This is a genomic window from Gemmobacter serpentinus, from assembly GCF_008973825.1.
Lineage (GTDB): Bacteria > Pseudomonadota > Alphaproteobacteria > Rhodobacterales > Rhodobacteraceae > Gemmobacter > Gemmobacter serpentinus.
Window position 1 is genome coordinate 37,901 of record NZ_WCHR01000025.1, and the last position, 22,369, is coordinate 60,269.

The 22,369-nt window shown below is 59.6% G+C and carries 22 protein-coding genes; 18 read left to right on the top strand and 4 right to left on the bottom strand.

What is annotated here, in order from left to right:
- The first annotated feature begins 142 nt into the window (after positions 1-142).
- From GBJ34_RS15115 to GBJ34_RS15190, 17 genes are all read left to right on the top strand, one after another.
- Positions 143-481: a hypothetical protein gene (locus tag GBJ34_RS15115; protein ID WP_151720041.1), complete on the top strand. Its 339-nt coding sequence runs from the start codon at positions 143-145 to the stop codon at positions 479-481.
- Entirely contained in the window at positions 465-1,088 is a 624-nt protein-coding gene (locus tag GBJ34_RS20840; protein WP_226341211.1) for a lytic transglycosylase domain-containing protein, read from the top strand. Before GBJ34_RS15115 ends, GBJ34_RS20840 begins: the two co-directional genes overlap by 17 nt.
- 22 nt (positions 1,089-1,110) lie before the next feature.
- Positions 1,111-1,410, top strand: a complete 300-nt coding sequence (locus tag GBJ34_RS15125) for a TrbC/VirB2 family protein (RefSeq protein ID WP_159082587.1) — start codon at positions 1,111-1,113, stop codon at positions 1,408-1,410.
- Positions 1,411-1,425: 15 nt separating this feature from the next.
- Complete coding sequence (locus GBJ34_RS15130) at positions 1,426-1,692, top strand: VirB3 family type IV secretion system protein (protein WP_008030690.1); 267 nt, start codon at positions 1,426-1,428, stop codon at positions 1,690-1,692.
- A gap of 94 nt (positions 1,693-1,786) precedes the next feature.
- Complete coding sequence (locus GBJ34_RS15135) at positions 1,787-4,024, top strand: VirB4 family type IV secretion system protein (protein WP_192931235.1); 2,238 nt, start codon at positions 1,787-1,789, stop codon at positions 4,022-4,024.
- A 61-nt stretch (positions 4,025-4,085) separates the two neighbouring features.
- On the top strand, positions 4,086-4,259 hold the full coding sequence (locus GBJ34_RS20605; RefSeq protein ID WP_192931236.1) for a hypothetical protein: 174 nt from the start codon (positions 4,086-4,088) through the stop codon (positions 4,257-4,259).
- Positions 4,260-4,383: 124 nt separating this feature from the next.
- Positions 4,384-5,382, top strand: a complete 999-nt coding sequence (locus tag GBJ34_RS15140; protein ID WP_192931237.1) for a lytic transglycosylase domain-containing protein — start codon at positions 4,384-4,386, stop codon at positions 5,380-5,382.
- Positions 5,379-6,170, top strand: coding sequence for a type IV secretion system protein (locus tag GBJ34_RS15145; RefSeq protein ID WP_151720044.1), 792 nt, complete (start codon positions 5,379-5,381; stop codon positions 6,168-6,170). Before GBJ34_RS15140 ends, GBJ34_RS15145 begins: the two co-directional genes overlap by 4 nt.
- A 2-nt stretch (positions 6,171-6,172) precedes the next feature.
- Positions 6,173-6,655, top strand: a complete 483-nt coding sequence (locus GBJ34_RS15150) for a hypothetical protein (RefSeq protein ID WP_151720045.1) — start codon at positions 6,173-6,175, stop codon at positions 6,653-6,655.
- Positions 6,655-7,653 carry a type IV secretion system protein gene (locus GBJ34_RS15155; RefSeq protein ID WP_151720046.1) on the top strand — a complete coding sequence of 333 codons (999 nt, stop codon included), beginning with the start codon at positions 6,655-6,657 and terminating at the stop codon, positions 7,651-7,653. Before GBJ34_RS15150 ends, GBJ34_RS15155 begins: the two co-directional genes overlap by 1 nt.
- Positions 7,654-7,719: 66 nt before the next feature.
- A complete protein-coding gene (locus tag GBJ34_RS15160; protein ID WP_151720047.1) occupies positions 7,720-8,400 on the top strand; it encodes a virB8 family protein in 681 nt (226 codons plus the stop codon).
- 106 nt (positions 8,401-8,506) lie between these two features.
- Entirely contained in the window at positions 8,507-9,118 is a 612-nt protein-coding gene (locus GBJ34_RS15165; protein ID WP_192931238.1) for a TrbG/VirB9 family P-type conjugative transfer protein, read from the top strand.
- Complete coding sequence (locus GBJ34_RS15170) at positions 9,115-10,434, top strand: TrbI/VirB10 family protein (protein WP_151720049.1); 1,320 nt, start codon at positions 9,115-9,117, stop codon at positions 10,432-10,434. The genes GBJ34_RS15165 and GBJ34_RS15170 overlap by 4 nt, the downstream gene beginning before the upstream one ends.
- Positions 10,434-11,420: an ATPase, T2SS/T4P/T4SS family gene (locus GBJ34_RS15175; protein WP_151720050.1), complete on the top strand. Its 987-nt coding sequence runs from the start codon at positions 10,434-10,436 to the stop codon at positions 11,418-11,420. Before GBJ34_RS15170 ends, GBJ34_RS15175 begins: the two co-directional genes overlap by 1 nt.
- 400 nt (positions 11,421-11,820) lie before the next feature.
- On the top strand, positions 11,821-13,671 hold the full coding sequence (locus GBJ34_RS15180) for a hypothetical protein (protein ID WP_151720051.1): 1,851 nt from the start codon (positions 11,821-11,823) through the stop codon (positions 13,669-13,671).
- 2 nt (positions 13,672-13,673) lie between these two features.
- Positions 13,674-15,665, top strand: a complete 1,992-nt coding sequence (locus tag GBJ34_RS15185; RefSeq protein ID WP_151720052.1) for a type IV secretory system conjugative DNA transfer family protein — start codon at positions 13,674-13,676, stop codon at positions 15,663-15,665.
- Positions 15,666-16,011: 346 nt separating this feature from the next.
- Positions 16,012-16,458 carry a WYL domain-containing protein gene (locus tag GBJ34_RS15190; RefSeq protein ID WP_192931239.1) on the top strand — a complete coding sequence of 149 codons (447 nt, stop codon included), beginning with the start codon at positions 16,012-16,014 and terminating at the stop codon, positions 16,456-16,458.
- Positions 16,459-17,211: 753 nt separating this feature from the next.
- Here GBJ34_RS15190 and GBJ34_RS15195 read toward each other — a convergent pair.
- Both GBJ34_RS15195 and GBJ34_RS15200 read right to left on the bottom strand, forming a co-directional pair.
- Entirely contained in the window at positions 17,212-19,008 is a 1,797-nt protein-coding gene (locus tag GBJ34_RS15195) for a ThiF family adenylyltransferase (RefSeq protein WP_151720054.1), read from the bottom strand.
- Positions 18,992-20,275, bottom strand: coding sequence for a CBASS cGAMP synthase (locus GBJ34_RS15200; protein ID WP_151720055.1), 1,284 nt, complete (start codon positions 20,273-20,275; stop codon positions 18,992-18,994). The genes GBJ34_RS15195 and GBJ34_RS15200 overlap by 17 nt, the downstream gene beginning before the upstream one ends.
- Positions 20,276-20,439: 164 nt before the next feature.
- Between GBJ34_RS15200 and GBJ34_RS15205 the strand changes: the two genes are divergently transcribed.
- Positions 20,440-21,195 (top strand): hypothetical protein, encoded by a 756-nt coding sequence (locus tag GBJ34_RS15205; protein ID WP_151720056.1) that lies wholly within the window; start codon positions 20,440-20,442, stop codon positions 21,193-21,195.
- Between the two features lie 329 nt (positions 21,196-21,524).
- On the opposite strand, the gene GBJ34_RS15210 is transcribed toward GBJ34_RS15205, so the two are convergent.
- Both GBJ34_RS15210 and GBJ34_RS15215 read right to left on the bottom strand, forming a co-directional pair.
- Positions 21,525-22,091 carry a Cap15 family cyclic dinucleotide receptor domain-containing protein gene (locus GBJ34_RS15210; RefSeq protein WP_226341213.1) on the bottom strand — a complete coding sequence of 189 codons (567 nt, stop codon included), beginning with the start codon at positions 22,089-22,091 and terminating at the stop codon, positions 21,525-21,527.
- Between the two features lie 40 nt (positions 22,092-22,131).
- On the bottom strand, positions 22,132-22,369 hold a 238-nt coding region (locus tag GBJ34_RS15215; protein WP_151720058.1), incomplete at its 5' end, for a mCpol domain-containing protein.

Sequence of the window (22,369 nt, forward strand, 5' to 3'; positions counted from 1 at the left end):
GTTCAACCGCAGGTTCGGGCATACGCCCTTCTTCTATTGTGTTTGTCATTTTTGTGTTGAATGCGCCATACTTTCTGTTAGGCATCGCCTCACAAAGAAATCTGCGATACAACGTTCCCAACAGATGATCCGAGGGGACCCCATGAATACCAAACGGCGCGCATTGCCTGTCTTGCTGGAGCGTGACTTCCGCAAGCTGGCCGCATCCGAAGGAGCGACTGTTGAGATCGAGTGTGTCAGTGCGCCCAACCCCGACGAACGGTTCTCGGGGGAATGGCTGTTCTACGTTGTCAGCCCCGCGGGCGAACGCTTCCTTCTGGTCACGGCGCTTGCGCGGGAACGTATCGTCAATTCCCCGATCGGTATGTTCGGGCTCGCCTTCGGCAAGCTCAACCTCGACCATCTCGACGTGCCTGCTGTCGCTGGCGCTGTCTGCACTGGCATGCGGAGCCGCCCAGGCGGAAGTGATCCGCTGGAATGATCCGGAAGGGCAGGGCGGAGAAGTCCACCTTGCAGCACTTGATTCATCCGTCCTGCGCTATGACGGTCAGGGGCAGCTCATCGTTCCTATTCACCCTGAACCAGTTGAAGAAGAGACGCGGGAAGGGGAGGGGGCAGAAGTCGCCGCTGATGTCTCCTTCAGCACCAAAGGGGTTGCAGCCCCAAGGGATGTCTTGCCACAGGTCCGGCTGATTGCGACCCGCTATCAAGACCATCCGGCCTTGGCGCAACTGGAGCTTTCGCCCGCTGAATGGGCCGCATTCTTTCAGGCAATGATCAAGGTCGAGAGCAATTACACACAAGAGGCTGTCAGCCATGCCGGTGCGCTTGGCCTCGCGCAACTGATGCCCGGCACGGCTGATTATCTCAACGTTGACCCCTCGGACCCCATCGAAAACCTCGACGGCGGCGCACGCTATCTTCTGGAACAAATGGCCGCCTTCGGCAGCCTAGAGCTTGCCCTTGCCGCCTACAACGCCGGCCCCGAGGCCGTGCGCAAATACGACGGCGTGCCACCCTACGCCGAGACACAATCCCACATCGTCAAGGTGATGGCGGTCTATGACCGCATCCTCACCGAGCTCTGAACCAAGAAGGACAACTCACCCAATGCGCAACCAAAACGTGGCTCTTCTGGGCCTGACCCTTTGCACCCTTTTTCTGGCGCAAGCCGAGCCAGCACTCGCGCAGGTGGTCTTCACCAAGGCCGAAACCGTGGCCACCGGCGTTCTGGCCTCCTTCCGGGGCACCCTCGCGACAGCCTTCTTCGGCATCGCCTTCGTGGTGACCGGCTTCCTCGCGGCCTTCAACCGGATTTCCTGGGCCTGGGTGGCATTGGTTGTGGTAGGTGCCTTCCTTGTTTTTGCCGGCCCCGCCATTGTCGCCAACCTGCGCTCGTCCTTCAGCTGAGGCGAGACCAGACCCATGGAGAAAAGCGCGGTCATCCTCGGGCTCTCGCGGCAAGCCAAGTTTCTTGGCCTGCCGATGCCCTATGCCATGGCAGTGGGAGCGATGACCGTGCTGCCCTTCATCTTGTTCAAGCCGGTTTGGTGGTTCTTGACCGCACCGATCTGGTACGGGCTTGCCCGCTTTGCGACGAAGCTGAACCCGAATGGGCATCACGTCTTTGCCGTTATGATGCAGGTGACGCCGATGGCCATCCTGCGGAAAGGGCGGCGTCATGTTTCTTGAGAGAGAAGGCCTGCGGGGCAGGGCGCGGGCGCTGATCCCGGCGGATCCGAAGATCTATGCGCATCTGCCTTATGTCATTGAGCTTGATGACGAGGTGGTGCGCACCCGCGACAACGGGCTGATGATCTCGCTCGAAGTGACCGGCATTGACGGGATCACATCCGGGTCTTCGGCGGTCACCGCCCTTCGGGCGGGGTTCGCGCATCTGCTCGACACGTTGGATGAACGTTTCAGCTTCTATCTGCACCGGATGATGCGCCCGGCCCAAGCTCAGCTGAAACCGATCCACGGCCAAAGCTTTGCAGCCGATATCGACCGGGCATGGAACACGGAACTGCAGCGCCGCAACCTGCAGGAATCCGTGCTGATCCTCACGGTCGTCCGGCGGCAAGTTGCTCCGCTGGCTGTCCCGCTCTTTGGCAAAGCGGCGGCAAAGGTCTGGGGCGAGGATACCGACCGGCGCTTGGAAGAGTTGCGCGAGGTGGTTTCGATCCTCGAGACCGGACTTGGCGTCAAATCCCATCGGCTCAAGATCAGCGATGGCAGCCTGATCGGCTTTTACGCCTCGCTCCTGACCGGCGAGTTGCGCAGCAAACCACGCAGTCCCTTTGGCATCATCGCCGAAGATGCCAGCGATGCCGCCATTCGCTTCGGCAAAGGTCAGTTCGCGGTGGAGGAGGGGGCAGATACGCCGCGCGTCGGTGCTGTTCTCTATGTCAAATCCTATGCGACCTCGACCTGGCCCGGCATGCTGGATGCACTCGGGGCCTCCCGCAATACCATTATCACCCACAGCTACACGCCGATTGAGCGAGGCAGCATCACCGAACGCGTGAAACGCCGCGTGGCGCAAATGCGGGCTTCCGAAGACATCGCTGCGACGATCGAGGCCCAACTTTTTGAGGCTGCTGACAAATCCGAAAGCGGCGAGCTCGGCTTTGGTATCCATCAGATGACCATCACGGTCTTTGCCAGTGATCAGGCGGCACTGGATACCGAAGTCGCCCGCATCCGCGGAATCGCGCATCAAAACGGCATGCGGTTGGTTCGCGAAGTCACAGCGCTCGAGGCCGCCTTCTTCGCCATGCACCCCGGCAACATGGACTACCGGGCGCGGGACATGACGGTCTCGTCCTTGAACTTCGCCGATATGGCAGCACTACATGCCGCAGATACCGGGACGGAAGCCGCGCGCCTGCCATGGCAAACGCCGCTGACGTTGTTTCAAACTTTGCAGGGCAGTCTGCATCGGTTCAGTTTCCATGAACCCGGCGACCCGAAAGCTGAGCCGACCAACGGCCATACGCTCGTCTTGGGCAAGTCCGGCGGTGGTAAGACCACCACTGTCGCCTTCCTCGCGGCCCAGGCTCAAAGGGTAGGGGGCCGTACGATCATCTTTGACAAGGAAGCGGGGCTCAAAATGGCGGTCCGTGCCCTTGGTGGCCGCTATGCAGAAATCCGTGCCGGACGGCCGACCGGGCTGAATCCGCTTGCCACAGAATCCGGCGAACGCGGAGAGGCGTGGTTTCTGGATTGGCTGGTGGCCCTTCTCGAACAGCGCAGCGGGCCGATGACACCGATGCAGTCTGAGGCCCTCAAATCCGCCATTTCTCAGAATGGCAAAGCCCGCGAAGGGTTGCGGAACTTCCGCGCGTTTCAGGAGCTTTTCGGTGATGTCGGCGATGGGCTCGATCTCGCGCAGCGGATCAGCGAATGGGGGCCGGAAGGGCGCTACGGCTGGGTGTTCGGCGAGGCCGAAGAGCCGGTGGTGGATTTCACCAGCCATGATGTGACGGCCGTGGATCTGACAGAAATTCTCGACCTCGGCACCGAACGCACCGCGATCCTCGGCTATCTCTTCCGCCGTATCGAGATGCTGATCGAAGAAAAGCGCCCGACGCTCATTCTGATCGACGAGGCATGGAAGGTCCTCGACGACGAATACTTCGCCAAGAAGCTCGCCGAATGGTTGGTGACCGCGCGCAAGAAAAACGTCGTCGTGGTGATGATGACCCAGTTTCCAAACCAGATCCGGGGCTCAAAAGCCCGCTCGATCCTGGAAGCCCTGCCGAACCAGCTCTTGTTCCCAAACGGTGAAGCAGCAAGTGCCGACTATGACGGGTTCCGGCTGTCCGATGGCGAGCTGGATTTTGTCCTGAGCCCGATCCCAGGCCAGCGGATGGTGCTGTCACGCACGCCGCGCAGCTCGACCGTGCTGAACGTCGATCTCAAAGCTCTGGGGCCACTTCTGACAGCGCTTGGCGGTGGTCAGGCCGGGCTCAATGCCTTTGGCGCGGACTATGCCAACCGGCCCAAATTCTGGAAGGAATGATTGTCCAATGAAATCAATATATTACATAACCTTGATTATGCGAGTCCGATTTTGGGCTGTCATGATGGGTGCATCCCTCGGTCTCGCCGCCTGCACCGGCGTGCCGATTGCCAAGACCAATTGCTGGGCCACCGCTGGATCCACTGTGACCACTTCCACCAAGGGCGCAAGCCCGGATGCGGCGCTTGTCTCACGCGGCAACACTTCGGGTCTTGATGTCATTCCCTGCGAATAAACCTCTTGGCATGATCGGGGCATTGGCCTTGGGCGCGGCGGTCCTGCCTTGGCCTGCGACGGCGCAAGGCGTGCCGATTGTCGACCCGAAATCTATCATCCAGCACGGGTTGGAGATCGCGCAGATGTCCTATCTGACCGGTGGGCGCGAACTTGAGGCCGACAAGAAGCGTCGTATCGACGAATTGCACCAGGACCAACTCGATGCGCTGGATGCCACGTTGGCGATGATGACGGGTCAGACACCGTGGATCGGCGATCTCGAAGTGATCCCCGGCGCCGAGGCGGAAGTCCTCTATGCGGTTGAGGACAACAACCCTTATGCCGCCCGGCTTTTCGGCGATGCCAAGACCAGCATCGAAGAGATGATCGTCGCCACCGCGCAGAAATACGCAGGGCACCCCGGCCTTGCCCGTGCCGGATTGAACCCGGTCGAGTTTCGCATCTGGTTCCAAAGCCTCGTGAAACAGGAGTCCGGGTTTTCCATCGGTGCACGTTCGCCCGTCGGAGCCTTTGGTCTGACGCAGGTTATGCCCGATACCGCCAAGGATCTTGGCATTTACCCCGCCTACTATGACGATCCGATGCTGCAGCTGGATGGTGGCGCGCGGTACTTCCTGACCCAGCTCAACACCTTCGGCTCGGTGCCGCTGGCCTTGGCGGCCTATAACGCCGGTCCGGGCAACGTCACAAAGTACGGCGGCATCCCGCCGTTTGAAGAGACGCAGAATTACGTCGTCCGCATTACCGGGTTCTTCAATGCCTATGCCGGCAAGATCACTGGCGTGGATCAGGTCGGCACTTTCGATCCACGCGACATGGCGATCGCCGAGGCCAGCAACACATCTGATGCTGGCCTGCACTATGGCATGGCCGCCTCTCTGGAGATTGAGGCGTCGCTGAAGCGGCTGCGCGCCATCATCGAGCGCATCCCGACAACCAAATCGACCAAAGAGGCGCTGGACCTCAACAGCTATGCCCGGGCGGAAGCCGTCCGCATTGGGCTCATGGTCGAGCGGGTCAAGGCAGCCCGCGTGAAGGTCGATCAAGCGCGCTACGCCCTCTGGCTGCAGGCCTATGCCATCGACGCAACATTCATCAAAGTGAAGGGTGGTTCCGAATGATCCGCAATCTTGTCCGGGGTCTTGGCCCTCTTCTGATTTCTGCCGCGATGCTCTCCCCTGCCCTCGCGCAGGGCGTGCCAACAGTTGACCTCACCAGCATCGCCAAGATTGGCGAAGTGCTGACCGAGGCCAAGCTGCAGGTAAAGGAGATGATCGCCTCCAACCTGAAGCTCGATGAGCAGATCCTGAAGCAAATCGAACAGATCGCCACCCTGAAGGCGCAGCTGGACGCCTTGCGCAACGGGTTGACTCTGGAGGCCCTGGGCATCCCGGACCCGGACACCTTTTTCGATGACATTCTTCCGGATGTTGCGGACCTGACCGGCGGGCTGATCTCGGCGAAAGATGGCAAGTATTCCCTGATGACCACCTCCGGCAAGGTCGGCGACAAGCCCGCCGCGCAATATGTCTCGGAGTTCTTCGCCTCGGCCGGACTTGATGTGGCCACCGTCGATACTCTTGCGAACAGTGAAGACGAGGGGGCCGCCCGGATTGGCACGCAAGCAAACACCGCCGCTTTCCTCTCGGCCGCCGCAGAAACCTCCTCGGTCAAGGCCTCAGAAAGCCTCGAGCGGGTCCACGAGCTTGTGCAGGAAATCCCGGACACCGAGGGGCTGAAAGAGGCCATCGACCTCAACACCCGCGTGACGGCGGAACTGTCAATCGCGCTCGCAAATATCTGGAATATGGAATCCGCCCAGTTGATGGGTATGGGCGAGGCAGGCGTCATGGATGCTGCCACCGCCGCTGAAGAGCAGAAGTTCATCAAGGTCCTTGGGGGAGAATGAGCATGACCAACGCCTTCAAAGTGCGAATGATGGGCGGTGCCCTTGGGCTGATCGCGGTTTTCTCGGCCGCGGCTTGGGCCGAAACCCCAGCCCCGGCAAACCTTGCCCAAGAGGAAGCCTATCTCGACGTTTTGCCCAAAGTCGAGATCCCTGAAAATGTGCAGCCAATCCCGGGAGCAGTGAACGAAGAATTCCGGAACTGCCGGGCATTGTGGCCTGCTGAGTATGAGCTATCGCAGAAGGGCCCTGAAGCCCGCGCTTATCGGGATATCTACGGGTTCATCAAAGTCAGGAATGTGGTTCAAACTCAGGACTGCTCTTGTGGCGGGAAGGTCGCGAACTGGGAAGCTGTCGAAGCCCTGGCCGCCGACTTGCGGAACGCGAAGGCCGTCGAGCGCTTGACCTGGCAGCAAACGCTCGAAGTCTTTGAAGCATCGAATGCCCTGTTCCCGATCGCAGAGACAATGTGCGGGGGCAGCTTCTGATGGACAGCGTCTCGACCATACTGGCGACGCTGGACTCGGCGATCACCGCCGCTGGTCGGCAGTACTTCGAGGCGACAGCGGGGGCGATTGGGCCGCTCTACACCAGCCTATTGACCCTGCTCCTCGTCATGGTCGGGATCAACGCGGCTTTGAATGTCTATCGGATCTCGATGCGAGATGCGGTTCAGCTGTCGTTTCGGATCGTGATGGTCCTGATGTTTGGGTTGACCTGGTCAAATTTCACCCAGATCTATGAAGCCGCCAGCAACGGCTTAAGCGCGCTTGCGCTGGAGTATTTCCGCTTGGGCGGCAGTGGTGTCGGGTCCTCTGCCACGGCGGCGATGGATGACATGGCGAATATGATGGCAGGGAACGTGGATTCCGTGTCTTCAGCAATGTCGTCCATCATGCGCGGTTTCGTTGCTGCGGTTCTTTATGTGGTCTTGGGCGTCCTCATGGCCGTCTATGTATTCATTGTTGGCTTCTCGAAGTTGATGATCGCGTTCCTTCTCGGGGTCGCGCCGCTCGCCATCGGCGCCACCATTTTCGAGAAGACCAAGGGAATATTCGAGGCCTGGCTTTCAGCCATGATCGGTTATCTGATGTATCCGGTCGCCTCTGCCGGCGTTATTGTCGCTGTGGTGACGGTTGCCCATGACGTCTTCCGAAACGCGGATGCAGTCACCGACCTCGGCTCGATCCTCGGCTTCTTCGTCATCGTCTTTGTCGGCATTTTTGCCCTGATGGCGATCCCGAACGCCGTGACGCACATCACCGGCCAGATCAGTCTCGCAAGCATTGCGCCACAGGCTCTGCGGGTTGCGGGCAAACCGCTGGAAAAGGCTTCCGACTATTCGGCGCGCCGGATGAACGAAGTGCGCTCGGGCTTCATGCACGGCAAGACCGAACACCACCATTTGCGCGATCAGGCGCGATCCGATGCCGAGCGCGGCCAGGCCGCAAGGGCGCGTTTGGGTCAATTCATCCGCGACAGTTGACGCTGACGAACTGGCCCACGCCACACAGCCGCCTACCGCGCAAATTCCCATTTTCGGAGCAAGACAATGACAGGATCACCCCCTGAATTGAGAAGTTTTCTCGAAGCCGAGATGTTCTACGGCGTCAAAAAGCGCGAGCGGATTGCCTATCTGGTGGCGGGCGGCGGGCTGGCCATCGGTCTCATGGGCATGATTGCTGTCGTCACAATGCTCCCATTGAAGCAAACCGAAGCCTTCCTCGCCATCGTCGACAAGGACACCGGGGTCGCCGAACGCGTGGTCGCAGTGGAAAAGGCCGGGATCGAACAGGCCGAGGCCATCCGCCAAAGCCTGCTCTTTGCCTATGTCACCGACCGTGAAACCTATGACCAGCATGACAATGAAAGCCGCATTCTGCGCGCCTACACCTGGTCCGAAGGCAATGCCCGCCAAGGCCTCGTGAGCCTCTGGACGGAAGGCAACGCCAACTATCCGCCCAAGCTCTACGGTCAGAATTCAAAGGTGGTCATCGACATCCTGTCGATCACGCCGGTGACGGATACCACCGCGCAAGTGCGCTTCACCAAGACCTGGGTCTCCGATGGTGAGGGCGTGCCTGACCGGATCGGCAAATTCACCGCCACTGTCACCTATCGCTTCGAGCCCTCCAAACAAACCGCGCTCGATCTCGTTTGGCAGAACCCGACCGGATTTTTGGTGACGGACTACCGCATCACCGCAGAAACCCTCGCCCCCACGGAGGAATGACATGACCCATCCACTGACCCTTCCTGCGCTCGGGCTTCTGATCTCGATGACCGCCCTGCCCGCTTTGGCCGAAACTGCGCCGAAGCCCGGCAGCCATGATGCCCGAGTGACCTATGCCACCTATCAGGAAGGGCAGGTCTACCGGATCAACACCCGGCTCAGAAACGTGACCCTTGTTGAACTTGGCGAGGGTGAAAAAATCCAGTCCATCGCCATCGGCGATCTCGAAAGCTTCAAGATCGACAAGTTGGAGCGGGCCAACCTCTTCATCATCAAACCCGTGGTCGCCGGGGCCACGACCAACCTGACGGTGGAGACGCAGCGCAACATCTATTTCCTGCAGGTAACTGAAGGCGGAAAGGGCAATCCGAACTATTCGGTCAAGTTCACGGTGCCGGGAAGCACGCGCGCCGCCACTGCCGGCAGCGAGATCCCCGCCTCGCTGCCCATGACCTACAAGATCATGAAAAAGGGCCGCGCCCTGCCCGGTTTTGCACCGGTGTCGATCTCGGATGATGGGCGCAAGACCACCTTCATCATCCCGCCGGGCGCGCCGATGCCGACGATCTTCCGGGCCGATGCCAAGGGTCAAGAATACTCGGTCAATTCTTCCGTCCGCGGCACCACCATCACCGTCAGTACCCGGTCAGAACGCTGGGTTCTGCGCTATGGCGAAGACTACGTCTGCGTCACGGCCGAGCCGGGGGTCAGCCAATGAGCGACGAGACCCAAGCCGAAAAACTCACTGCCCGCATGGAACGCATGAGGCCTTCCGAGGCCCCCAAGCGCCGCCGGGGCATAAACCCGTACGCGCTTTCCGCCGTGACGGCCGTGGCCGGTGTTGGCGTCGGGGCATGGCTGGTTTTGGCCGCACCTGACGCCCCTGCCCCGGCACCCGCCATTGAAACGGCCTCGGTCAGCGATTTCCAAGGCGACGGAACTGGAACCGACGGGTTCAGCGTTTCACGGCCAAAGCCGCAGATCGTCCCGGTAGCGCCGGACACCTCGGAGGCGGAACGGCTGCAGGCAGAGATCGAGGCGTTGAACGCCCAGATCGCCGATCTGAAAGCCAATCCGGTGACCGTCACGGATGAGGCCGCACTCTCTGACCTCAAAGCGCAGGTCGCAGCTCTTGATGCCGATGCAAAGGCCCGGGCGGCTGCTCTCTCCGATCTAGAGCGCGAGAACATCCGGCTGCAGACCGAACTTGAGACCAAGGCGCTGATCGATGGCGACTCTGAGGCTGAGGCGGCGCGCGCTCGGGAAGAAGAACTGGCTCGGCGCAGGCAGGAAGCCGAGATGCTCAATGAGGCGCAAATCAATTCCGACATGGTGGCGCTGCGCTCCAGCATGGACATGGGTTTTGAGGCTGGCGCTGCGGCCCCTGCCCCCGGTGCTCCCGGACAGGCCGCCACCGGAGATGAGGCGTTTCGCAGGGCCGGGGCCAAGGCGGCCGAGGTCCGGCAGGCAGAGGTCATCGCCGATCCGGCCCATACTGTGATGCAAGGCACGCTGATTGAGGCCGCGCTTGAGACCGCGATCAGCACAGATCTTGCCGGCAATGTCTCTGCCATCGTGAGCCATGATGTTTGGTCGTTTGATATGTCCCGCGTGCTGATCCCACGCGGTTCGCGTCTCTTCGGTCGTTACGACTCTGAGGTCGATGCCGGTCAGCGGCGTGTGCTGATCGCCTGGGACAGGCTGGTGACGACCGACGGGCAATCCGTCACCCTTGCTGCCTATGGCACGGACCGCATCGGGCGCTCTGGTCTGCCCGGCGCAGTCCGAAACCACTTCCTCCAGCGTTTTGGCACCGCCGCGCTCATTTCCCTAATTGGTGCCGTGCCAACACTGGCAGCCGACAAGTACGCGGCCAATGAGGTGGCCTCCGACACCGCCGAAAACGTCGGCACTGATCTCGGCGAGGCGGTCAATACGGTGATGGCCGATTATCTCAGCATCCCGCCGACGATCAGCGTCAACCAAGGCGCTGTCGTGATGATCCGCGTCGATGCGGATCTGGCGTTTTACTGATGAGCTATCTCGACACCTATCTCGGGCAACTTGATGCCGCCCTGTCGGACCCGGCCGTCATCGAGCTGGCAATCAATGCCGATGGATCAATCTGGCTGGAGCGCGCGGGGCAGATTCACATGACCTCAAGCGGCCTTGCCGCCCTGCCCGCCAGGGCGGTGCGCGACTTGGCCTCCCAGATTGCCAATTCGACCTCGAACACTTTCACGGAAACGGCGCCTCTGGTCTCGGCGGCAGTGCGCTACCGCGATCTGATGCTACGCTGTCAGGTGGTGGGCTCACCCGCCGTTTCCGGCGGCACGGTGATTGGCATTCGGGTGTTTCGATCCCGGCAGGGGGATGTTCGGCGCGTGGCCAAATCCTTCAGCTTCCTGCGCGGCCAAGAAAACTCCCTGGAAGAGGAGCGCCGCGCGATGGTGGCGGAAATCCGCGCCGGTTCTGAAGGGGCGGATGTCGAGGCTTTCCTCAGCAAGCTGGTGTCCGAGCGGCTGAACGTCATCGTTTCTGGTGGCACCTCGACCGGCAAGACAGAGTTGGGCCGCAAGCTTCTGGAAATGGTCGCCTCCGATGAGCGGATCGTCACGATTGAGGATTCCCTCGAACTTCTGCCCGGCCAGCCCAATACCGTGAGCCTCATCGCGCAGCGAGATGAAGGCTCGCCCCGCTCGGCCGACAAACTCTTGCAGGCCACTCTGCGCCTGCGACCAGACCGGATTATCCTCGGAGAATTGCGCGGGGCTGAGGCCGCCACGTTTCTGGACGCGATCAACACCGGGCATTCGGGTTCGTTCACCACGCTGCACGCCCATTCGGCCCGCAAGGCGATGGACCGGCTGGCACTTCTGGTGATGGCCCAAGGCACCAAGCTCAGTTTTGGCGAGGTCATCCGGTATCTTCAGACCTCGATCGACGTGATCCTCCAGATGGGCCGCATCGGCGATCAGCGCGGGATCATGGAGATGTATTTCCCCGGCCTCGACGACTGACATCGGGGCAGCACCCGCCCTCCCCTTTCCCATTTCCGGCTCTTTGCCCCGCAGGTACACCATGGAAAACGACATCAATGCAGGCGCGGCGCGCCCGCGAACAGAGCGCGGCGCTGCGGAACGTTTGGCTGTCGAGCGACCAAAGGAATACTTCTCTGTCCGTTTGACGCTGTCTGGGACCGCGCAGGAATTCGACGATCCCCGCCAGGCGGGCGAGGCCTTCTTCCGCGCCGATCCAGCCGAGCGGCCCTCGGTCGCGCATATCGATGGCAACACCGCGCGCACCATGGCCCGGACAGAGATCCACGGGGTCCATGAGACGGGCGAGACGCGGTATTTCAAAAGCCTGCCGGACTCACATGCCCCGGATGCGGAGTTCCGCGCCGGGTTTCTGAATGCGATGGAGGCCTCGCTGACGGAGCGGTTGGGCAAGGTCGCGTGGGGCAAGGATGGTCCTGCCGTGACCGAGCGGCTCGATACAGGCCTAAGAGATGATCTCGAGGCCTTCGCCCGCCGAGCCCCTGAAAAGGCAGCGGCGCTTTGGGCCGATCACAGTGATGCCGTCCCGCCCGGGCCGGAATTGCGCGCGGCGGTGCAATCCCGGGAAGAAATCGTGGATCGCGAAGTGGCCGCATGTCAAGAAGCCCCAGCTGAAAAGCCGCCCATTATCGCCACAGGCGATTGGGTCACCACCGATGCAAATGTCGATCTGCGATCCGTGGCGGTGGCTACCGACCGAGGGGTTCACACGGGCTATGAAGCAAGTCTGCCAGGAGGGGAGAATGAGCTTACGGTCTCTGAGCGCACTTTCCCAAATTCGCGCGAGGCTCTGCGTCATGCCTATGATTTCTATGAAGGTGGAGAGGAAGGTCTCGAGCTGGCGGTAAAGCGCGCGGCCGAAATGGACCGCGAGTTGCTGGAAGAACCCGACCGCGGGCCAGAAGGGCTTGTCCTTGAGCATCGGCCACAGCCCGAGTTCGCCCGCCCCGAGACCGCAATCTACGCAGGCGACGAGGCGCAGCTCGTCCTGACCCTTGGCCGGGATAATGAAGACACCCGTGACCTAGCCGAGCGGCTCGTTGCCGACCCGGAATTTCGCAAGGTGGTGGCCGAGCATATCCCTAATGCGGACAGAACGCTTGGCACCGGTCGCTTTGTCGACGGCGAAGGCTCCAGCGGCTTTTTGCCCGACGAGCTTTTGGCCGTTACCTCCTACGGTGGCGATGGCGGAGCTGAGGTTTTGGCGAAGTTCCCCGATGAGGGTCCGCTCAGTGAAGCCTTGGCAAAGCATCTGGCGCAAAGTTCGGTGATGGCGGCCTTTGTCGAAGAAGAACGGCAGCGGAGTGACTTTGCGGCAGACCCGGCGCGGGCAATCTCGGCCTGGGTGGCGCAATCGACGGCCCAGATCGACAGATTGCCGTCGGACCGACAAGACGACCTGCGATCCGAAATGCAGGGGATCGCCAAAGAGGCGGCGGCAGCCTTTGGACTGGATCAGGTTCAGGCGGAAATAGCAGCCTCGCCCCGTTCGACGCTCTACAGCACATCCATCGGCGCTGACACTTTGGTCGTTGGTGGCGCGGAGAGCGAGTTTCATAAGGGCAGCGCCAATACGCTCAAGGCAGACCTAAGCCTCAACGCCAGCTTGGCAGGCATCGACGGCGAAAAACTCCAGAAGCGTCTGGAAACCGGGGCCGCCAATGCCCGCGAAGAAGAGTCGTGGGTGAAATCCGATATTGCCGATGTCGCCAAGCGGCACGGCTTTGATCTCGACAGCGCTCAAGGTCGCAGTTCGGCGGCTGAGCGGGTGGATCGTTTCTACGAGCGTGCAGCCGAATTGATCCAGTCCGCCCGCAGCATCGATGTGACCCGCGGACCTGACACGCTGGTTGAGGCTTTGGGTTCACTAGCGCGCGTCCATGCCAGCCAGGGATCCGTCGCCTTCCGAAATGAAAATCAGGCTCGGGATTTCGCGGAAGAAATGAAGGAGCGCTATGGGGCGTCGGTTCTGAAGGACATCGCCGCGGGCCGGACCGAGGCACTGGCCAAGGACGTGCCGGACCCGGCCGCACGGGCGGCGATGGCAGTTGCCGTCGTTTCGGCGGCAAAGGAACATCCCTCGCTTGGCCTCAGCGCGCATGAAGCGGAAGCGGCGGAACGCAGAATGGTGGCACAAGCGGCGTCGAGACCGCCGGAACCCGCGCGGGCACATGTTCATGATCGCGCTCATGGCAACGACAGAGAGTTTTGATCATGCAACGCGTTGCTCTGCTTCTTCCCCTTGGTCTCACCTCTGGCTTGCTGGTTGGTCTCATCGCCGGGGGCCTTGTTCTCAACCTGATCTTGGGGCGCGATCCGAACGCAACCGGCATCTTTGTCCTGATCGCTGAGTTCCCCGGTTTCGCCCGGCTGACCTCCGTGCCCTGGGTCCTGCCTTGGCAGATCGTCGGCGCATCGACCGTGCTCTTCACGGTTGCGGCCGTCGCCCTAACCTTCCGCCAGCAGCTCACCGAATACGGTCAGGCTAAGTTCCAGGCGCGCGCTGAGATGAAAGCAAATGGCCTTCTGCAGCCCTTGGGGGCGGGAATGGTCTTCGGCAAGCTCGGGGCACCCTCAAAGACGGCAGCTTACGTCAGCGCCACGTTCCAGAAATTTCCGCATTGTCTTGTCGTGGCCCCCACCAGGGCGGGTAAAGGCGTGGGTTATGTAATCCCGAACACGCTTCTGTTTAACGGCAGCATCGTGGTGCTCGACGTGAAGGGCGAAATCTTTGAGGCCACTTCCCGGCACCGTCAGGCTGAAGGCGATGCGGTTTACCGCTTCTCACCCTTCGACTTTGAACATCCGACGCATCGCTACAACCCGCTGGAGCGGGTCGCCCGCGTTGAAAATCTCGAACAACGTTACACCGAACTGGCCAAGATCTCCGACTACTTCTTGACGGTTTCGGACAAAGGGACGGCTGGCGACTTCCTGACCGAGGGGCGTGAACTCTTCGTCGCCGCGGGGTTGCTTGCGATTGAAAGGTGCAAGCCGACCATCGGCGAGATCAGCCGGATCCTATTTGGCCGGGGTGCTACCCAAGAGGTTTACGGCGAGCATGCCGAAGAGGTAAAACACCCCAACGCGGCCCAGACCTTCCGCAAGTTCGCGGGCTATTCTGACCGGACCTTGTCGTCCCACGCTTCCGTTCTTGGTGGCGCGGGCATGACGCTTTGGAACAACCCGGCCGTGGATCGCGCCACCTCCGGCAACGACTTTTCCTTTGCCGATCTCCGCAAGCGGCCGATGTCGATCTATGTTGTGGTCAACGCAGACGATATCCGCACCCTGTCACCTCTGGTGCGCCTTTTTTTCGGCGAGCTGATCGCCACCATGCGCTCCACCCTCCCCGACCCGAAATCCGAGCCCTGGCCGGTCATGGTCATGCTGGATGAATTCGACCAGTTGGGGCCCATGCCCATCGTCGAACAGGCGTTGAAGCAGCTTGCCGGTCACGGTGCGCGGGTGTCCATCATCACCCAGTCGATCCCCGGTCTCGACAACATCTATGGCGAAAACGTTCGCCTGTCGCTCGAGTCTGCGGCCGGCATGAAGCTCTACCTCGCGGCGAACGACAAGAAGACCGCGGGTGAGATTTCGGATGCGTTGGGCAAGACCACCAAGCTTTCAGTCTCGGACAGCGTGTCAAGGGACAGGGATTTCATGCAGCGGCGGTCGGTCAGTCGGCGGATGGAAGAGCGGCCACTTCTGACACCCGATGAGGTGCGGCGGTTGAATCCTGATCAGGCAATCCTCATCCCTGAACGGCAGAACTCGCTCTTGGTCCACCGGATCGTGTATTTCCAGGATCCGACGTTCAAGAAGCTGTTCGATGCTCAGAAGGGTGCACTGCCCTATCCGCCCAAGGAGGCTGCGGACGTGCAGGTGCTGACCCAAAGGATGGAGGCGCTGGAACGACGGTTGGCCGAACGTATGGTGGTGGATTATGTGAGGCCGGAGAAGGTGAAGGCGGAAGCCCCCGTCGAGCCAGAGCCGAAACTTGCGGCCGAGATTGTGGCGCGGGGGGAGGTCGCGCCAGAGGCCGAGCTGGATGCAGTCGCAGCTGAGGTGCTCGTCACGGTGGAACAGGCCGAAGCCATCGCAGCGCCCGAGGTTGATCTCGCAGCCTTGAGACCACCCATCACAATCGTGGTTTCGAGGATAAGCAAGTTCTCCCACAACCTCGCAGGCTTGGAGCTCTAGGGCCATCTGGGGATCAACTTCGGCCCATTTCGCGATCTTGAGCTGACCTTTGATCTTGCGGATGCAGGCATTTTCCAGGTTCAGGGGCGATGGTTTTCAATGAAAATAGTGGACTAATCGGCACCTTCCGTGCGAACAAGGGCGTCTTTTCCAATGCCCACGAGGATTTGCAATGCGACCCGGTCGCCCCACGCACTTGACCCTGACGCGCCGCGCGCTCGGCACCCGGCTTGCTGGGTTTGCTGCCGCAATCGGTTTTGGGCAAAGTGCAGCGACCAGCGTGGCAGCCCAACCAGCGTCTGCTATAGATCGCGAACTGCGTGATGCAGCCCTCAGAGGTCTCGCCTTGGCAAGCCATCGCGGCGATCCGGTGGCCGCAAAAGCTGCCGAGGCAACGATTGCTCGACTGGCGGAAACCGATCCTGAAGCCGCCCTTCTCGGTCGAATCTACCAGTTGCTGGACGTGCGTCCCGCCGCCTATTGGCGCGGAGACCTGCCTGCGGCCGCGGCGGCAGATCTTTCCGCGCTCCACGGGGCGATCCGTGCCAGCCAGCCGGTGGCCTTCGGTTACACCGGCCTTTCGGGGAAAGAGACGACGCGCACGGTCCTGCCCCTAGCCTTGGTGCATCCGCCCCAGGGGGTGAAATTGCTTGCCTGGTGCGAGGAGCGCAGGGATTTCCGCCAGTTTTTCGTAAGGGCAATGCAGGGGCTGACCCTCAGGGAGGGTGAATTCAGCGGTGATCGGTTAGCACTGGTGCGAGGGTTGCTGGAAAAGGAAGCCGCTCGCGCTTGACCTCAGGTTGGGTTGACGACGCACCTGGCCCAAAGCCGACATCCAGTGGAACTTCCGGCTGTTGCGGTCGCAGCTCGCATTGCAGCCGTTTGCACCTTCCGCGATATTGACGGCCGACTGACCGACCAGAGTGCGCGGCAAACCGGTCATTCAGAGATCTAAAATGAAAGGCTGCTTTGTCCGCGAACCGTACATCAAAGAAGGGTTAACCGTCTCGTTTGACTTACCGGTCTGGAGATTTGCCTTCGATCTCGCGGCCTCCAGCAGCAAAACCCTTGGTCGCGGTCAATGCTGTCGCCGTGAGAACGACCTTGCCGAAGCTACCTTGCGCCGATAGCTCCCATGTTGTTGGATCAACGTTAGTGCCAACAATCAACATGATGAACGCGTCAAGATCGTGGTCTGATTCCCTATAGAGATTGAGGATGGACGTAGCATCTGAGGGCGACGCCGTTGGGCGCTGCGATGGATGCGTGTGCCAAGTTCCGATGAAGTGCAGACCCGACCCATGCTTTTGGAGAACATCGGCTTGCACGCTCGTCCGGTGAGGAATGTAGCCATTCCGAGTTCTACGGTCTTGGGGGAAAGGTCCGGACGCTACATCGATTGTGCAGTGCCGCCCAGGTGAACTGGAAAAAAGCGGGCCACCGGCTTCACAGTCTCTCCACCTCAATTGGCGGTGCTTCCACAAAACCTCCATCGCTTTAGGCGCAAGGTTATATCGAAGTCCGAAACGATCACATACCCAGACAGTCATGATTTGCATCCGCAAATTCGACAATGATCGCTGCGGGTCCAAGTGCGCTCAAACTCTCCTCCGGCCTGGCACGACTGGCCAACGAACTTTTTCCATTCTTCGGACCAGTTTCCACCAACGGCACCAAGTAAACGAGCAGGACCGGACCAGATCCGGTGAACATGTGTCGGGTCGCCCATCAGCTGCTCAAGACACAGATCAGCTATCAGGCCGTGGCCGCGCGCAAGTTGCGATGCTCCGTAGGGTTGAAAAGCACCGCCGCACGCGGGATGCGTCCGCGTCATCGTGCTTCCTGGCCATTCGGCGACACGGAGTAGGCTTTCGCCGAACGTGCTTAAGCCGCACCCGAAACATGGTCCTCCTTCCGAAACCGACACACCATGCGCGGCAACTGCGTGTGGTTCCAACCACCCGTAGATCGCCGTAGGCGAACGATCTTGGGCAAGACGCCATGCTTCGAAAGCGCCTTCATCCATCCAGGATCCGATCGCAACGAGAATGATATCCGAGCCGCGCAAGACCTCCGGTTTGGTCTCCGCGATCGTCTGCCAACGGACATGATACTCGCGCACATTTGGGAGATCTGGGAACTCATTGCGCAACCTCTCAGCCAACGCGTCTGCCTTCCAGCGCCCCACATCTGACATACCTAGGTCGTGTCTGGTTGTATTTTCACTCGCGAGGACTTCGGGATCGATTAGGTTTAGCCCGCCCACACCCGCTTTTGCTAGAAGAGTGGTAACTCCAGATCCAAGGGAACCGCATCCCAACACCGTGACAGTCTTGCCTTGAAGTGCTCGCACTTCCCGCAGTTGATCTCGCCCATGCACCCATGCCGCATCAAGGCGCTCTACCTCAAAGGGTGAAATCTTTAACGATGCGCCGGCTCTCCGTCGGATCAAAACTTCGCGCGGCATCTTATTGGCTCTGAACCCGGCCGTTACATGCTTGCGCCCGCGCTCGGTCTCCTTCAGCGCGCGTGGGATCTCATACGCGATCATCGTCGCATGTGGTCGCGTCGGTAGCGCGACAGTCACCAGCAAGGCACCCGGGCCGCCCATAAGCGGCTCGATCAAGGCAGCGCGCTCCTCTCCCGGTGCCGCCATGTCCAATAGCTGTTTGGCATTGCTGGGTAGTTCTTGCGGGTTTGGTAGGGCATCAGGTCTAAGCACTACCGCCTGCTCGAACACCCAGGGCCGCGTTTGGCGTCCGTGCCGACGATTCAGCCATTCGGTTAGGTGTTGCGCGTTGTCGGATAGAACGACAGCCGTTTGACCTCTCCATATGTAACCAATTGGCCCGGCGTAATCGCTAGGCGCCAAAAGCGATCGGATCGGCCGCAGCGCGCTCTCACGCCCAAGATAGGATAGGTACTCTTCGGAGATTTCACGCTCGACGAATGCTGGGTTCGACCAATCCGCTACAAGCTCCAACAGCCTCTTTAGGTAGGCATGTGCAATCCCGACCGGATTGCCAGGATCTATTGGAGTTCGGCTTGGAAAGGCACAGATGAACCCATCTGCTTCCAAATGTGGAAGGGTGCCGAGCGTCGGCGGGCGCCGCATGTAGAGCCGTGGTGCCGACCAAGGGAAGGCGGCGTCGATCACCATGTCGACGTCCTTGACGTCCGCCCCAATTGGCACCCTGAAGCGCCAACCTGCAAGCCAAGGCCCCTTTGGCAATAGTCGCAGCTCGTCGGCAGCAAGTCTCTGCCCGCGCCATTGGGTCTCAGCAGCCCGACTTACCCTCCCGAGCACATCACTCATGTTCGCAAGTTCAGGCGTAGCGTTCATCTCCGCCCAGTTTCACTGCGGGCCGCTCATCTTTAGTCTCGAGCAAGTTGACGGTTAGAAGTTCCGGAGCCGCAACAGTTCCCACCGCTTGGGCCACGTCGTCAGCGAGAAGACTCACATCTGTCGGAAACCTTGAACCGAGGGCGGCCAACATATGCTTTAACGTGGTCTGTAGCGTGCTCGATGTGATCAGCGCCGCCTCAAGTTGTGCCTCCAATGTGATTGCCGCTGCAGTAAACGTCTGGCGGTCGGCCTGGGTCCATCCTTGGTCAAGGCGCGCGCCTGAGACAACCGGGTTCGGTATCTCTTGGCGCAATATCTCGGGCAGTTCGCGTGCTACGGCAAGAAGGGCAAGATCATCCCGGCCACTGAACGGTCTATAACCCTGATGGTTCTCGAACACTTCAACGACCGCCCACATAAGCGCGATCGAGGCAAGGCCAGCCAAGTCTTGTTCGTCTCGCCAGGCCTTCAAGTAACGAGATACGAAGCGAACTTGGTCTCCGTGCTCCCGTACGGCATCACGGAACCAATCTTCAAGTTTGCGCGGGTCGGACGGGATCCACTTTCCGCGCCCGTCATCGTCGCGACAGGCCAAACGCATCTGGTCAGCAGAGAGCCGTCCATAGATTTCATTGCCAAAGTCGTCATCGCGCAAATCCATGAAACCATCCCTGATCACACGTTCTTGGGCCATCGCCGTCTCGACCAAGGTTGCGAATTCCTTTTCCGGAACAGCGTAGAGCGCGATGTCCACGTGCGCCTCCCGATCAATCTCAACGCGGACGCAGGATGTCTTCTGCTTGAGCGTCCACCCGTTCTTTTCACAAACATCTGATACAAGCTGCTCGACGGCTCTGAAATATCCATCTGCCGCAACAGACGGTGCAAGAGCACCGTCGCGACTGATATAGCGTGTCGGAAGGAACATACCGTCGTCTAGATCGATCTGAAGCGGCGGCTTCTTGCCCTTCGCCGGATCGTTCACTGTCGAGTATGAAAAACTTCCCTGCATCCGAAACTTCGGTCGACCGAAAGCCTCGGTGATATCCGCCTGCTCTGAGTTGAGCGCAACGATCGCATCACGCGTGATCATTTCAGTGATGGGGAAGCGGTCGGTCCAGTCCTTCAATCCCGAACGGATCGCATCTCTCAACTCGTCCCGGACCGCGCGCAGCTCGTCTTCACGCTCCTTGGGAAGTTTGAGCTTCTTGACGTAGCAACTTTCGTTTGTGCTGTTGAGCGCTTTGTGCGCGTTCACTGGCATGACGCTACCCTTTCGTCCTAAAGGCCAAATTCATCAACTGGACTTTCAGCCTGTCGGATGGGACAACACCATGTAGCGGCTAAAGAGTCGTAAGCTTACAAGATATATGGGATTTCCGATCTGAATCCAAGAGGTGGATGTCCCGAAGTGTAGGAGAACAAAACATGTATGCACTTTTGCCGTGGAGAACTCTGGGTACGGCGATGATGATCGTCGCTGGACTTGCCGTCTATGCAGACAATTTCGGCGCGTTGGTAGGTGTGATGGTTTCCGACGCGGTGGTAATCCGGTACCTGCCAGTAGCGGTTCTTGCGGTACTTGGAATTGTCTTTGGCCTCACGGCCTACTGGGCGCCTTGGCGGTTGCTTTGGCGAATGATCCCCGTGCTCAACCGTACGGTGTTCCCAGACCTTAACGGCGTGTGGGTCGGGACGACGGCATCGAACTGGCCGACCATTGAAAAGATGCGAAACGCGGCGACTACAGAGCGCGCAATCGACCTTGCGGAGCTATACGAAACGGCGGAGCGCCACGATGCGATCGCAGTTGAGATTACCGCTTCGCTGTACTCCATGAGGCTTGCGACGGGTCTGAGCTCCAATGACGCCACATCTTACTCCATCACTGCACGACCCTGGAAGTGCCAGCATACACCACGCATTCACCTCGCCTACGTGTATGAGCAGGAAACTAAAGACCCCTCTGCCACGGACGAGGAACGTCACATGGGGGCAGCCGATCTCGTTTATGACCCGCATTCCCCCAATGACCTCGAAGGTGTCTATTGGACGAGGCGCAGTTGGATTGAAGGGCTGAATACGGCTGGCCGTCTCAGATTGCGCCGAATTGCACCGTCGAAAGACCCCTCGAAGACCCTTCGCGATTACGCCCGGGAAGAAAAGGCGCGGCTCGATCCATGAGGTCCAGGCGCACGAAGCAAGCCCAGGCATGGCCTTAGTTGAATAGCCGCCCGAGTTTACCTCTGCGGAAATGGAGTGGCGGTTTTGAGGCATGCGGCCATGCAGCAGTTTTAGTCCGGCCTTGATGCCGTACATGCACGATCCAAGAACCTGCACGGGAGATCGAAAGGCTTGGACCGACGAAAAAAATGTTCGCCCTCATCAAGCCTTCAAGATTCATGGGACTGACGGGTCGAGTATCGTTCGAGAAAACGACGTCTTCTGCCCACACAGCGGGCGCGTGGCTCCTGCCACGTCGTGGAGCATCAACATCTATGTGAGCTAGGGCGCTAATAGTAGGATACCTCCACGTCCGTCTTGTTAGTGATTTGCCTTAAGTTTATTCGACCGCAGGTCTTTCTATCAGTGTAGTAGTAGCCCGACAGCTCCAAATCCTGCGGCGCTTTGAGGCCAGCATTGCGCACATCCAAAATTGTAGATCCAGTATAGGATTGCCACTTAATATTCGAAGGGGTTGAACGAAAAGTATAGTATAGCTTGAATTGCCCCGCCTCGATCACGGGGGTAGTTTCAAGTGTCAAAGATTTTGACGTCTCGGTGTGCAGATCGATTTGTACCTCAATAAGATTCTGTCTAATTGCCGCTCTTGCCGGGATTTTCTGTCCTCCCTCGAGAACGATCTCGCCTTCCCATGTCCCGTTCAAATCAGGATAAAGAGAAGAGTTGAATTTTTTGAGTAGCCTCCAAATCGCTCGTGAAGTTGAATTGGTTGTGATAACAAGAATAACAATCAGTACCACCCAAGGCGCAACAGACAAAAGACGAACGATTGGCAATTCACTCTGCAGTACCCGTTCAGCACCCCAGTAAGCGAAAATACTCAAAGCAGTCGTCACAATCGCGACATAGCGGAGCAGATACGTGAAACTAATGACTCTAAACATCTTTGCCAATCGAGTTGAAGTCGCAAACACGAGCTTTTCCCGTGCTTTTTGCATAAAGAAGTGCTACGTATGACTCACGTAAAGATTTGCCAACTCCGACGGAAAAAGAAATCTCACTACCACCGATACTTTCTATCCCACATTTCCCAAGTAAGGCGCTGATTTCGCTGTCCTGACCATTATATTTCCTATATAAAACATGGTGTTGAAGGCTGCGAGGGGCGCGTTTC

Excerpts from the sequence above, each read along its gene's own strand:
- GBJ34_RS15115 (WP_151720041.1), top strand. The coding sequence starts at position 143 with ATGAATACCAAACGGCGCGCATTGCCTGTCTTGCTGGAGCGTGACTTC.
- GBJ34_RS15125 (WP_159082587.1), top strand. The coding sequence starts at position 1,111 with ATGCGCAACCAAAACGTGGCTCTTCTGGGCCTGACCCTTTGCACCCTT.
- GBJ34_RS15130 (WP_008030690.1), top strand. The coding sequence starts at position 1,426 with ATGGAGAAAAGCGCGGTCATCCTCGGGCTCTCGCGGCAAGCCAAGTTT.
- GBJ34_RS20605 (WP_192931236.1), top strand. The coding sequence starts at position 4,086 with ATGATGGGTGCATCCCTCGGTCTCGCCGCCTGCACCGGCGTGCCGATT.
- GBJ34_RS15140 (WP_192931237.1), top strand. The coding sequence starts at position 4,384 with ATGTCCTATCTGACCGGTGGGCGCGAACTTGAGGCCGACAAGAAGCGT.
- GBJ34_RS15145 (WP_151720044.1), top strand. The coding sequence starts at position 5,379 with ATGATCCGCAATCTTGTCCGGGGTCTTGGCCCTCTTCTGATTTCTGCC.
- GBJ34_RS15150 (WP_151720045.1), top strand. The coding sequence starts at position 6,173 with ATGACCAACGCCTTCAAAGTGCGAATGATGGGCGGTGCCCTTGGGCTG.
- GBJ34_RS15155 (WP_151720046.1), top strand. The coding sequence starts at position 6,655 with ATGGACAGCGTCTCGACCATACTGGCGACGCTGGACTCGGCGATCACC.
- GBJ34_RS15160 (WP_151720047.1), top strand. The coding sequence starts at position 7,720 with ATGACAGGATCACCCCCTGAATTGAGAAGTTTTCTCGAAGCCGAGATG.
- GBJ34_RS15170 (WP_151720049.1), top strand. The coding sequence starts at position 9,115 with ATGAGCGACGAGACCCAAGCCGAAAAACTCACTGCCCGCATGGAACGC.
- GBJ34_RS15175 (WP_151720050.1), top strand. The coding sequence starts at position 10,434 with ATGAGCTATCTCGACACCTATCTCGGGCAACTTGATGCCGCCCTGTCG.
- GBJ34_RS15180 (WP_151720051.1), top strand. The coding sequence starts at position 11,821 with ATGGAGGCCTCGCTGACGGAGCGGTTGGGCAAGGTCGCGTGGGGCAAG.
- GBJ34_RS15185 (WP_151720052.1), top strand. The coding sequence starts at position 13,674 with ATGCAACGCGTTGCTCTGCTTCTTCCCCTTGGTCTCACCTCTGGCTTG.
- GBJ34_RS15195 (WP_151720054.1), bottom strand. The coding sequence starts at position 19,008 with ATGAACGCTACGCCTGAACTTGCGAACATGAGTGATGTGCTCGGGAGG.
- GBJ34_RS15200 (WP_151720055.1), bottom strand. The coding sequence starts at position 20,275 with ATGCCAGTGAACGCGCACAAAGCGCTCAACAGCACAAACGAAAGTTGC.
- GBJ34_RS15205 (WP_151720056.1), top strand. The coding sequence starts at position 20,440 with ATGTATGCACTTTTGCCGTGGAGAACTCTGGGTACGGCGATGATGATC.